General features: G+C 76.1%; 10 protein-coding genes. 5 read left to right on the forward strand and 5 right to left on the reverse strand.

Annotation, left to right across the window (positions count from 1 at the left end; genetic code table 11):
* Positions 1-105 precede the first annotated feature (105 nt).
* The gene (locus A2CP1_RS17345; RefSeq protein ID WP_012527369.1) at positions 106-309 is read right to left on the reverse strand and encodes a hypothetical protein; all 204 of its coding nucleotides are present in this window, start codon (positions 307-309) and stop codon (positions 106-108) included.
* 327 nt (positions 310-636) lie between these two features.
* Here A2CP1_RS17345 and A2CP1_RS17350 point away from each other — a divergent pair, with 327 nt between their 5' ends.
* From A2CP1_RS17350 to A2CP1_RS17360, 3 genes are all read left to right on the forward strand, one after another.
* Positions 637-2070: a carboxypeptidase-like regulatory domain-containing protein gene (locus A2CP1_RS17350; RefSeq protein WP_015934581.1), complete on the forward strand. Its 1434-nt coding sequence runs from the start codon at positions 637-639 to the stop codon at positions 2068-2070.
* 135 nt (positions 2071-2205) lie between these two features.
* A complete protein-coding gene (locus tag A2CP1_RS17355) occupies positions 2206-2787 on the forward strand; it encodes a LemA family protein (RefSeq protein WP_015934582.1) in 582 nt (193 codons plus the stop codon).
* Positions 2788-2790: 3 nt separating this feature from the next.
* The gene (locus tag A2CP1_RS17360; protein WP_015934583.1) at positions 2791-4812 is read left to right on the forward strand and encodes a M48 family metallopeptidase; all 2022 of its coding nucleotides are present in this window, start codon (positions 2791-2793) and stop codon (positions 4810-4812) included.
* Here A2CP1_RS17360 and A2CP1_RS17365 read toward each other — a convergent pair.
* Positions 4805-5266: a DUF2203 domain-containing protein gene (locus A2CP1_RS17365; protein WP_245529822.1), complete on the reverse strand. Its 462-nt coding sequence runs from the start codon at positions 5264-5266 to the stop codon at positions 4805-4807. The genes A2CP1_RS17360 and A2CP1_RS17365 overlap by 8 nt on opposite strands.
* A gap of 55 nt (positions 5267-5321) precedes the next feature.
* Between A2CP1_RS17365 and ffh the strand changes: the two genes are divergently transcribed.
* Together ffh and amrB are read left to right on the forward strand one after the other, a co-directional pair.
* Positions 5322-6974 (forward strand): signal recognition particle protein, encoded by a 1653-nt coding sequence (gene ffh, locus A2CP1_RS17370; protein WP_015934585.1) that lies wholly within the window; start codon positions 5322-5324, stop codon positions 6972-6974.
* A gap of 13 nt (positions 6975-6987) precedes the next feature.
* Positions 6988-7887, forward strand: a complete 900-nt coding sequence (gene amrB, locus A2CP1_RS17375; RefSeq protein WP_015934586.1) for an AmmeMemoRadiSam system protein B — start codon at positions 6988-6990, stop codon at positions 7885-7887.
* Positions 7888-7890: 3 nt separating this feature from the next.
* On the opposite strand, the gene A2CP1_RS17380 is transcribed toward amrB, so the two are convergent.
* The 3 genes from A2CP1_RS17380 to gltJ all read right to left on the reverse strand — a co-directional run bounded on the left by A2CP1_RS17380 (position 7891) and on the right by gltJ (position 11190).
* A complete protein-coding gene (locus tag A2CP1_RS17380; protein ID WP_012527376.1) occupies positions 7891-8088 on the reverse strand; it encodes a hypothetical protein in 198 nt (65 codons plus the stop codon).
* Positions 8085-9206, reverse strand: a complete 1122-nt coding sequence (locus tag A2CP1_RS17385; RefSeq protein WP_015934587.1) for a TIGR04552 family protein — start codon at positions 9204-9206, stop codon at positions 8085-8087. Before A2CP1_RS17385 ends, A2CP1_RS17380 begins: the two co-directional genes overlap by 4 nt.
* Positions 9207-9387: 181 nt before the next feature.
* Complete coding sequence (gltJ, locus tag A2CP1_RS17390) at positions 9388-11190, reverse strand: adventurous gliding motility protein GltJ (protein ID WP_041450547.1); 1803 nt, start codon at positions 11188-11190, stop codon at positions 9388-9390.
* Positions 11191-11234: the final 44 nt, after the last annotated feature.

An 11234-nucleotide genomic window follows, 5' to 3' on the forward strand; every position in this document is an offset into this window, starting at 1 on the left:
GGCGCCGCGCCCCCGGCGATGCGGGGGGCGGGCGCCCGGGCGCCACGGCTGGGCTCCTCGAAGCCGCTCCGGCCGAGCCCGTCGAGCCGCGAGCGGAGGGCGCGATCAGTTCGCGGCCTTGACCGGCTTCTCGGAAGGCGCCTGCGCGGTCTTCGGCTGCGCCTTCTTCTCCGCCTTGGCGACGGCGGTGGTCTTCGCCTTCGCGTCGGTGGCCGTGGCCGTGGTGGTCTTCTTCTCGCCGCACGGGAACGCCGGCGACGCGAGCCCGAGCAGCGCGAGCGCCGTGGCGGCGCGGAACAGCAGCTTCATGGGAGGCTCCTTCCGCTCCTCGCCGCCCCGGGGATCGGGGCGACTCGAGGCCCATGTCCGCCGGGCCTCGCCGCCGCAACCGCGCCGTCCGTGAACGTCCGCTTGCGCCCCCACGGCGCGCCGCGGCAGGGGGCGGGCGCGCGCTGGCCGGGCGCAGCACCGGGACGGCCGCCGCCGAGGTGCTCCGGGCGCCCACCTCTCGCCCTGACGACGCACGCCGTCGCCGAATTCGCAGGTGGCCTGCGCCGGAGCGCGGGGGTCTACTGCGCGATCGCGCGTGTCCCACGTTCCGGCGACACGCCTCCCCCTCCACGAAGGAGCATCTCGATGAAGCGCCTCCTCCTCCTCGCCGCCGTCGCCACGGCTACCGCCTGCGGCGGCGGCTCCGACAAGAAGGACCCGAACTGCAACCCGGCGGATCCGGCGGCCTGCGCCGACGGGCTGGTCTGCGAGGTGGTCCAGGGCGTCGGGACGCGCTGCGCGTCGCCGGTGGTGATCACCGGGGTGGTGTACGACCTGTCGCTCGGCCTGGAGGCCGGGCCGATCGAGGGCGCGCGCGTGGTCCCGCTCGACGTGAACGGCGCGCCGGTCGGCTCCGCCGCCACCACCGACGCGACCGGCGCCTACTCGGTGCAGGTGCCGGCCGAGCGCGACGCGAACCTCGCGCCGGTCTCCGGGCACGTGACGCTGCGCGCCGACGCCGACGGGTTCGCCACCTTCCCGTCCGGCATCCGCTCGGCGGTGCCCGTCGATCTCTCGGCGGCGACGGAGGTGAACGCGGCCACCACGCAGTGGGTGGTGGCGTCCTCGCTCACCGACGTCGGCCTCGACCCGACCAGCGGCGCGGGCACCGGGCGCCTCCACGGCAACGCCGCGCAGGCCACCGCCGGCGCGCTCGTCGTGGCCGAGCGCACCGACGGCACGGTCCGCACCGGCGTCGCGGACGCCTCCGGCGACTACGTGATCTTCAACGTCCCCGCCGGCGACTGGACGGTGCAGGGATACACGCAGGGCGTGAACTACCAGCCGGCGCCGGTGGCCGGGCTCACCGATCTGGAGGACCGGCAGGTGGACCTGGTGGTGAAGAACCGCGCCGCCGCCACGGTCACCGGCAGCATCCAGCCGACCGGCCAGAACCAGCCGGCCGCGCTCGACACCACGGTGGTGCTGGTGGTCCGCGCCACCTACGACGTCGAGCTCGATCGCGGCGAGTCGCCCCCGGGCCTGGTGGCGCGCCTGACGAACGCCACCGGGACCCGGTTCAGCGTCCCCGGCGTGCCGGACGGTGAGTACACGGTGCTCGCGGCGTTCGGGACCGACGGCTACATCCGCGACGTCTCCGGCATCGGCGGCACCGCGCCGGTCGAGGTGCTGGTCGAGAACGGCGTCATGACCAGCGCGCCGGGCGCGTTCAAGATCACCGGCGCGGTGAGCTTCGCCGACCCCGGGATCTCCCCGTCCACCGGGACCGTGGGCGAGACGCTGGTCACCGACGCCTCCACCCCGACGTTCGCCTGGCAGGCCTACCCGTCCGCCACCGGCGGCTTCGACCTGGTGGTGTTCGACTCGCTCGGCACGCCGGTGTGGGCGCCGGCGCGGCTCGCGGCGGCGACGCTGTCCGTCCCCTACGCCGGCGCCGCGCTCGAGGCTGGCCGCACCTACCAGGTGCGGGTGACGGCGTACGACAACGCCGGCATGGCGGTCTCCCGCTCCGAGGACCTCCTCGGCGTGTTCACCTACGTCCCGCCTGCGGCCCCGTAGCCCGGCGGCCGCCGCGCGCGCGGCACCGGGCTCCCGGTCCCGGTGCCGCCGCGCGCGTCTCACCCCCTCCCACCCCGCGGCTGTGGCATCCTCCGGTTCGCGCGCGGTGCGTCCGCTGCGCCAGGAGGGAAACCCATGGCCGTGGTGCTCGTGCTGCTCGGGCTGGTGGTGCTGGTGGCGCTCGCCGCCGTCGGCATCTACAACGGGCTCGTCACGCGGCGGAACGCGTACAAGAACGCGTACAGCCAGATCGACGTCCAGCTCAAGCGGCGGTACGACCTCATCCCGAACCTGGTCGAGACCGCGCGCGGCTACCTGAAGCACGAGCGCGAGACGCTCGAGGCGGTGGTCGCGGCCCGGAACGGCGCCGCCGCGGCCGCCCGCGCGGCGGCGGCGAACCCGGGGGACCCGCAGGCCATGAACGCGCTCTCCGGGGCCGAGGGCGCGCTCGCCGGCGTGCTCACCCGCTTCCTCGCGGTGGCCGAGGCGTACCCGGATCTCAAGGCGAACCAGAACATGCTGGCGCTGCAGGAGGAGCTGACCTCCACCGAGAACCGGATCGCGTTCGCGCGCCAGGCCTACAACGACGCGGTCATGGCCTACAACAACGCCCGCGAGACGTTCCCCGGCGTGCTGCTCGCCGGCGGCTTCCCGCCCGCCACGTCGTTCGAGCTGCAGGGCGCCGCCGAGCGCGAGCCGGTGCGGGTGCAGTTCTAGCCGATGGCCGCCCAGGCCCCGCCCGCCGGGCGGGTCACGCTGGACTTCTTCGCCGCCCAGCGGAACGCCCGCCGGCGCACCACCGTCCTCGTGATCGCGTTCGCGGTGGCGCTCGCCGCCGTCATCGCGGTGGTCTACCTCGCGCTCGCCGTGGCGCTCGGGCTGGGCGCCGGCGCGGGCGGCGGCGGGTGGGCGGTGGACGGGTCCGGCGCGGTGTACGGCCCGCCGCTCCTCCAGCCCGGCCTGCTCGCGCTCACCGCGCTCGGCGTCGGCGCGGTCACCGGGGTGGGCGGCGCGTGGCACGCGGCGCGGCTCTCGGCGGGCGGCGGCGCCGCGGTGGCGGAGCTGCTGGGCGGCACGCCGGTCGACCGCGCCACCCGGGATCCCGCCGAGCGGCGCCTCGTCAACGTGACGGAGGAGATGGCCCTCGCCGCCGGGATGCCGGTGCCGCGGCTCTACGTGCTCCGCGGCGAGGCCGGCATCAACGCGTTCGCGGCCGGCCACACGCCCGGTCACAGCGTGGTGGCGGTGACGCGGGGCGCGCTGGAGCGGCTCACCCGCGACGAGCTGCAGGGCGTGGTGGCCCACGAGCTGTCGCACGTGCTGAACGCGGACACGCGCATCGACCTGCGGCTCATGGCGGCGGTGGGCGGGCTCGGGTTCCTGACGCTGCTCGGGCGGCTGCTCCTCGACGTCGACTCCGGGCCGCGCCGCTCGCGCGATCGCAACCGCGGCGCCATCGCGCTGGTCGGGCTGGGGCTGCTCGTCGCCGGCGCCATGGGCAGCCTGTGCGGCCGGCTGGTCCGCTTCGCGGTGGCGCGGCAGCGCGAGTGGCTGGCGGACGCGTCGGCGGTGCAGTTCACGCGCAACCCGGACGGCCTGGCGGGCGCGCTCCGGAAGATCGCGGCGGAGGGGTCGGCGGTGTCCGGGCCGCACGTCGCCGAGGCGGCGCACCTGTTCTTCGCGCGGGCCTCGGGCGGCCTCCTCGCCGGCCTGTTCTCCACGCACCCGCCCATCGAGGAGCGCCTCCGCCGGATCGCGCCGCACCTCGCCGGCGCCCCCCTCTCCCGCGCCACGGCGGCCTCCGCGGAGGCGTCGCCGCCCCGCCCTGCGCCGGCCCCGGCCGCTGCGCAGGCGCCGGACCGCGCCGGCGAGGCGGGGCTCGCGGGCGGACCGGCGGAGCCGGCGTCGGCGCCGCCCGCGTCCGCGCTCCTGGCGGACCACCTCCCCCGCGCGGCCGGGCTGCTCTCGGGCCTCCCGCCCGCGCTCGCGGCGGCGGCGCGCGAGCCGTTCGGCGCGCGCGGCCTCGCCTGCGCGCTGCTCGTGGACGCGGCGGCGCCGGTGCGCGCGGCGCAGCTCGCGTACCTCGAGCGGAACGACCGGGCGCTCCGTGCCGAGGTGGAGCGGCTCCTCCCCGCGCTCTCGGGGCTGGATCGCACCGCCCGCAACGCGCTCCTCGCGCTGGCGCTCCCGGCGCTCGACGCGCTCTCGCCGGCGCAGGGCACCGCGCTCGCCGCCGACCTCCGCGCGCTCGCCGCCGCGGACCGCGCCGTGTCGCCCTACGAGCTGGCCGTGCTCCGCGCCGTCCTCCGGCGGCTCTCCCGCGGCGCCGGCGCGCCGCCCCGGGCGCTCCTGCGCACCGTCGAGGAGGCGGGGCCGGAGTGCCTGGAGCTGCTCTCCTGCCTGGCGTGGACCGGCGGGCGCGACGCGGCCGCGGCGCAGGCCGCGCTCGACGCCGGCGCGCGGGCGCTGGGTGCGCGCGGGCCGTGGCGGGTCCTCCCGCGCGACCGGCTCGGGCTCGGGCGCCTCGAGACCGCGCTCGACCGGCTCGACGCGGCGTCACCCTCAGTGAAGTCCGCGACGCTGGAGGCGTGCTCGGCCGTGGTCCGGGCCGACGGGCGCGTCGGCGCGGACGAGGCCGAGCTGGTCCGGGCGGTCGCTGCCTCGCTCGGCCTACCCTTTCCGCCCGGGCTGGAGGCGGCCACCGCGCCCGGGGCGGACGCCCTGGCGCCCCCGCTCAGTTGAAGAACGCGGGCGGCCGGACCGTCACGCCCTCGATCGGCTGCCGGGCGGCGAACCCCGCGTCCACGGGGTGCCAGTGCGACACCGCCGGCTCCCCGAACTGCCAGCACAGGAACACCGGCTCGCCGTCCTGGAGCGAGTAGAAGTCCACCAGGCCGGCCTCGAGGTCCTTCACCAGGCACCCGAGGCCGTTGATGCGCTCCACCGCCGCGCCGAGCTGGTCGGCGAGCGCGCGCAGCCGCTGCGCGTCCTCCCCGTGCCCGGCCGGGCCCGGCTCGCCCCGCTGCAGGACGGCCATCGCGACCTCGGCGCCGCCCAGCGCCTCCACGCACGCGACCATGTCGGCGCGCACCTGGGCGACCCGCCCGAACTCGATCTCGAGGTCGGACACGAGGTCGTTCGCCTCCTCGACGGTGAAGTACCGGGGGCCCTCGTCCATGGGCGGAAACCTCGTCATCTCCGTGTTATAAGCGCGGCGCGTGGCCCGACCAGGGCCGAAAGGATCACGCCGAGTGCTCGAGACCGTATCCAAGGGCTTCAAGGCTGCCCGCAACAAGCTGAAGGGGCGCACCGAGATCACCCCGGAGGTCGTGGACGACGCGCTCCGCGACATCCGCGTGTCCCTGCTCGAGGCCGACGTCTCGTTCGACGTGGTGAAGCGGTTCGTCGCCCGCGTCCGCGAGAAGGCCATCGGCGAGGTGGTCGAGACGAAGGTGAAGACGGAGAAGGGGCAGCTCCGCGTCACGCCCCAGGACCACTTCGTCAAGATCTGCCACGACGAGCTCGAGGCGCTGATGGGCCCGGTGGACACGTCGCTCCGCCAGGGCGAGCGCGGCCGCCCCACCGGCATCATGATGGTCGGCCTGCAGGGCTCCGGCAAGACGACGACGGCCGGCAAGATCGCGAACCGCCTCCTCAAGGACGGCAAGCAGGTCATGCTGGTGGCGGCGGACGTGTACCGCCCCGCCGCCGTGGACCAGCTCAAGGTGCTGGGCGAGCGGCTCGGCGTGCCGGTGTTCCACGAGCCGGGCGTCTCGCCGCCGGACATGTGCCGCCACGCGTTCGAGGCGGCGCAGCGCGACCACCGCAACGCGGTCATCTACGACACCGCCGGCCGGCTCGCCATCGACGACGAGCTCATGACCGAGCTCGAGAACATCAAGGCGAACGTCGCGCCCGAGAACATCCTGCTCGTCGCCGACGCCATGATCGGCCAGGACGCGGTCAAGACCGCGACCGAGTTCGACCGGCGCCTCGCCATCGACGGCTTCATCCTGACGAAGCTCGACGGCGACGCCCGCGGCGGCGCGGCGCTCTCGATCAAGGAGGTCACCGGCAAGCCCATCAAGTTCCTCGGCATGGGCGAGGCGCTGGATCGCCTCGAGGAGTTCCGGCCCGAGGGGCTCGCCTCCCGCATCCTGGGCTTCGGCGACATCGTCGGCCTGGTGAAGGACTTCGAGCAGCACGTCGACGAGGAGACCGCAGAGGCCGAGGCGCAGAAGATCCTCTCCGGCGACTTCACGCTCGAGGACTTCGTCAACCAGATCCGGATGGTCCGGAAGATGGGCCCGCTCGGCGAGCTCATGGAGAAGTTCCCGATGTTCGGGGAGCTTCCCGAGAACTTCCAGTTCGACGACTCCGCCCTCACGCGCATCGTGGCGATGGTCGACTCGATGACGCAGGCCGAGCGGCTCCGCCCGGACTCGATCACCGACCAGCGCGTGAAGCGGATCGCGAAGGGCGCCGGCCGGACCGAGAAGGACGTCCGCGACCTGCTCAAGCAGTACAACGCCATGCGCGGCGTGATGAAGCAGGTGGGGTCCGCGCCCGGCCTGCTGGCGCGGCTGCCCGGCGTGAAGCAGCTCATGCAGCTCCGCAAGATGCAGGGCAAGGGCATGGAGGACGTGCTCGGCGCCGACGCCGACGCGGTCGAGCGCGCCATGCAGGGCGGCCTCGTGGACCCGCGCATGGCCGCGCAGATGGCCGGGCTGCCCAAGGGCTACACGCCGCCCATGTCGGCCGGCGCCATGGCGCGCGCCCGGATGATGGGCTACGCGCCCGAGCCGATCGCGCTCGAGAGCGCCAAGGAGCGCGAGGCCCGCAAGAAGAAGCGCAAGGCCGAGCGCCAGGCGCGCAAGAAGGGCCGGAAGAAGGGCCGCCGCTGATCCGGAGCGCGTGGTGGACCTGCCCCGCCAGCGCGCGCTCTCGACGTACCGCGCGGCGCCGTTCCGCCCGCCCGCCTGCGCCGGCGCGGTCTACCCCGACGCGCCCGGCGCGCTCCGCCGCGCGCTCGACGGCTGGCTGGCGCTCCCTGCCGGCGCCCCGGCCGCGTCGACCCCGCCCCCCGGCGTGGTGGTGGCGCCGCACATCGACTACGCGCGCGGCGCCGCCGGCTACGCGCACGCGTACCGGGCGCTCGAGGCGAGCCGGGCCGACCTGTTCGTGATCTTCGGCACCGCCCACGCCACCCCGCCGCGCCCGTTCACGCTCACCCGCCTCGACTACGGCACGCCGCTCGGGCCGGTCCGCACAGACCGCGCGCTGGTGGACGCGCTCTGCACGACGCTCGGCGAGGACGCGCTGCTCGGGGACGAGCTCGTCCACCGCGACGAGCACTCGGTCGAGCTGCAGGCGGTGATCCTGGCCCACCGGCTGCGCCGGCCGTTCACCGTGCTGCCGGTGCTCTGCTCCGCCATCGGCCACCTCGCCGACCCGCGCGCCGCGACCGCCCCGTTCCTCGGCGCGCTCGGCCGCGCGGTGGCCGGCCGCCGGGTGTGCTGGGTGGCGGCCGCCGACCTCGCCCACGTCGGCCCCCTCTACGGCGACGCGCGCCCGCCCGCGCCGGCCGAGCTGGCCGCGCTCGCGGCGGCGGACCGGCGCACGCTCCGCTACGTCGAGGCCGGCGACGCGGCGGGCTTCCACCGCGACGCGGTCCGCGACGGCGCGCGCCGGCGGCTCTGCGGGATCGCCCCGATCTACGCGGCGCTCCGCGCGGCCGGCGCCGGCGCGCGGCTGCTCCACTACCAGCAGTGGACCGACGGCGTCGACTCGGTGTCCTTCGCCGCGGCCGCCGGCTGACGGCTAACCCTCGTCGCCGCCGCGGGCGTCCTCCTCGCCCGCCGCCTCGCCGTACTCGATGGCGCAGCGCGGGCAGAAGGCGTTCGGCGCGGGCGCGCCGGGCACGGCGATCGTGTCCCCCTCGGCGCCGCACACCTGGCACTCGCCGGCGATGACGACCTCGCCGCGGTCCTGCGGGCTGTTCTTGGTCGGCTCCCTCATGATCCACCTCGCCGTCTGCGCTTCGGCACCACCAGGCCGCGCGAGAGGCGCCGGAGCACGCGCTTGAGCTGCCGGCGCTTGTACCGGTCGTGCGACGAGTCGCCCGCCTCGTTCGCGATCGCGGTCGCGCGATCCACCACCTGGAACTCCACCAGCGAGAACACGATCCGCCCCAGCTCGTCCGCCATGGGGTCGAGCGGCGGCAGGAGGTCGTCGATGCGGACCGGCAGGTCCACCACGAAGTTCAGCACCCGGTAGCCGCGGCCGCTGAACTCGTTGCGCGGCTCGGAGGGATCGCGCCGCTCCAGGTCCGGCGGGAGCTGCAGCTGGCCGCCGATCTCGGCGCCGCGCGGGTGGCGCTTCAGCAGGTCGACGAAGCGGACCAGGCTGTTCTGCGTCTGGCCGGGGACGGTGTAGTTGAACGGGAACAGCGTCCGGGTGAGGTGCAGCACCACCGGCGCGATCTGCTCCGGGGTCTCGGTGACGATCCGGTAGCGCACCCGGTCGAAGATCTGCGCCGCCACCGACTCCTTCTTCGCGATGAGCTTCGTCACCAGCGAGCCGCGCGCCTTCACGCTCCCGGCGAACTCGAGGATGGGCATCCCCCCGGCCCGCATGCGGGCCGCCTCGCCCATGATGCGGCGGTCCACCCGCTCCGAGAGGTCGCTCTCCCGGGTGGGCGTGCGGAACAGCAGCTCGCGCGCCTCCAGGTGGTGGATCACGTGCATCACCTTGAGCACGACGCACGCGATGCGCCGGTACTTCCGCGGCTCGGCGACGCCGGAGGCGAGCAGGAACAGGTCCCGCACGTCGTCCGGCATGGCCACCGGGTCGGCCACCCGGTAGCCGAACGCGTGCCGCAGGTACTCGACCGCCTGGCCCAGGATGGCGCGCAGGCGGCGCTCGTCCCGCGGGTCCTCCAGGTCGAACAGGTTCAGGCCGAGGAACTCGTCCACCTCGGCGGCGGTGGTGAAGTCCAGGCGGCGCCAGTCCACCACCGACCCGCCGCGCAGCACCAGCCGCAGCGCCTCCAGCTCGGCCAGCCCCATCTCCTCGAGCGGGCGGTAGAGAGCGCCCGGAACGGACGGCTGCTTCGGCTGCTTCAGCTCGAAGGGCATCTCTCCTCGGAGGTCGCGGGGCGCGAACGGCGAGGCTGAAGATGTCAGCGCGGGGTGGCCGGGTCAAGGCACCGATGGCCGCACGCGAGCGGCCGCCTGCCGCCACGGGCGGCGCCCGCCGGCCCCGAGCCCGTCCGAGGTCCGGCGGAAGCCCCGCCTGTTCGTGAACGTCGATCGGCCGCTAGAACTTGATCGGGAACGTCACGTCGGAGCGGCCGCTCTTCGACCTCGGGAACCTGGTGCCCCGGAGCACGCCCGACAGGCACTGGGCGAGCGGGCCCGAGGCGTACTCCGGCGTGGCGCACTTGGCGTTCTGCACCGACCCGTCGGGGGCGATGGCCCAGCGCATCTTCAGCACGCCGGACGCGGCCGGATCCCGCGTCTTCTGCTCCTGCACGCACTGCTGCAGCGAGGAGACGCGGCCGAGGATGGTCTCGTTCACCTGCGAGTCGGAGACGCGGTCCGGCAGCGCGCCGCCGCCGGGCGCGGGCGGCACGTACACGGAGCGTGCGCCGGGCTTGGTGCCGCCGAGCGCCGCGTCCAGCGCGGCGTCGTTGCTCTCGAAGTCGAGGACGGAGTCGCGCTTCCGCGGCGCGGGCGCCGGCGCGGCATCGGCCTTCGCGACGCGGGTGGGCTCGCGCACCGCCCGCTCCGGCGCCTCGCGCCGCGCCGGGCGCGCCGGGGCGGGCTCGCGCCGCGCGGGCGCCTCCGCGACCTTGCGCGCCGGCTCGGGCGCCGGCGCCGCCTTGGCGGGCTCGGGGGCCGCCGCGGGGGTTGGCGCGGGCGCGGGCTCGGCAGCGGCCGGAGGCGCGTCTGCCTTCGCGACCACCGGCTCGGCGGCCGGAGTGGGCGCCGGCGCCGCCGCAGGCTGCGCGGCGGGCGGAGCCGGGGCGGGCTCCGGGCGGGCCGCGGTCGCGACCGGCGCGGGCGCGGCCTGGCTCGCCGGCGCGCGGCCGAGGATCCACCAGCCGGCCCCCGCGGCCGCGACCACCGCCACCGTCGCCACCGCGCCGAGCACCGCCGCGCGCGAGGCGGAGCGGCGGTTCCGCAGCTCCTCCGCGCCTCGCGCCACCGACGAGCGCCGCTCGATCTTCTTCTCGCCGGTGGTCTCGAGCGCCTTGATGGGCAGCGGCACCGCGCCGGTGGGATCCACCCCGCCGCCGTCCGGCAGGTCCATCGAGTCCATGAGCGACTTCACGCCGCCGGCCGACGGCCGCGCCGCGGCGGGCTCGGGCGCGCGGGCGGCCAGCTCGTCGCTGGCGAGCGCGGCGAGCGCGGACGCGCCCACCGGCTTCCAGTCCACGTCGGCGCCCGGCACCGGCGACGCGGCCGGCGCGGGCTCCGGCGCGGCGCGCGCGGAGGCGGACGCCGCGAACGGCGCCGGCGTGCGCGACGGGCGCGCGCCCCGCGGGACCGGCGAGAGGTACGCGGCCAGGTCCGGCACCGCGGACACCGCCGCCCAGTCGCCCATGCCGGGCCGCCACACCAGCGAGTCGGGGCCGACGTCGCCGCCCTCCCACTTCTTCTTCACCTCGAGGAGCGGCAGCGGCCCCACCTGCGCCTGGCCGATGGCCACGTACCACTCGGTGGCGGGCAGCTCGGGCGTCGGCGCCGCGGAGGCGGCCGCGAGGCGCGCCTGCTCCTCCGGCGTGGTCTCCTGGGTGGCGTCGGGATCCTGCCCGGGCGCCGCCACGCCGGCCGGCGGCGTGTCGCCGAACGCGTGATCGAACGCCTGGCCCAGCTCGGCGTCCAGCCCGCCCTCCGGCGCGCCGCCGCCGCCGGGCGGCGGGGTCCCGGCGCCGCCGCCGGCCGCCGCGGCCGTCGTGGACGCGGGCGCCTCCGGCGCCACGGCGCCGTTCTCCGCGGCCCGGCGGACCCGGATCACGTTCCCGCACTTCTTGCAGCGCACCTTGACGCCGCTCGGACCGACCTTGTCGTCCGAGATCATGTACTGAGCGTCACACCGATCGCAGCCGAATTTCATGTGCCAACCCGCGCAGATCCTAGGTTTGCCTGCTCCGCACCGTC

This window comes from Anaeromyxobacter dehalogenans 2CP-1 (assembly GCF_000022145.1).
Classification (GTDB): domain Bacteria; phylum Myxococcota; class Myxococcia; order Myxococcales; family Anaeromyxobacteraceae; genus Anaeromyxobacter; species Anaeromyxobacter dehalogenans.

What these genes read in the sequence shown, in the direction of transcription:
- A2CP1_RS17355 (WP_015934582.1), top strand. Translation starts at nt 2,206, where the DNA reads ATGGCCGTGGTGCTCGTGCTGCTCGGGCTGGTGGTGCTGGTGGCGCTC.
- A2CP1_RS17385 (WP_015934587.1), bottom strand. Translation starts at nt 9,206, where the DNA reads ATGCCCTTCGAGCTGAAGCAGCCGAAGCAGCCGTCCGTTCCGGGCGCT.
- A2CP1_RS17350 (WP_015934581.1), top strand. Translation starts at nt 637, where the DNA reads ATGAAGCGCCTCCTCCTCCTCGCCGCCGTCGCCACGGCTACCGCCTGC.
- A2CP1_RS17360 (WP_015934583.1), top strand. Translation starts at nt 2,791, where the DNA reads ATGGCCGCCCAGGCCCCGCCCGCCGGGCGGGTCACGCTGGACTTCTTC.
- gltJ (WP_041450547.1), bottom strand. Translation starts at nt 11,190, where the DNA reads ATGAAATTCGGCTGCGATCGGTGTGACGCTCAGTACATGATCTCGGAC.
- A2CP1_RS17365 (WP_245529822.1), bottom strand. Translation starts at nt 5,266, where the DNA reads ATGACGAGGTTTCCGCCCATGGACGAGGGCCCCCGGTACTTCACCGTC.
- A2CP1_RS17380 (WP_012527376.1), bottom strand. Translation starts at nt 8,088, where the DNA reads ATGAGGGAGCCGACCAAGAACAGCCCGCAGGACCGCGGCGAGGTCGTC.
- A2CP1_RS17345 (WP_012527369.1), bottom strand. Translation starts at nt 309, where the DNA reads ATGAAGCTGCTGTTCCGCGCCGCCACGGCGCTCGCGCTGCTCGGGCTC.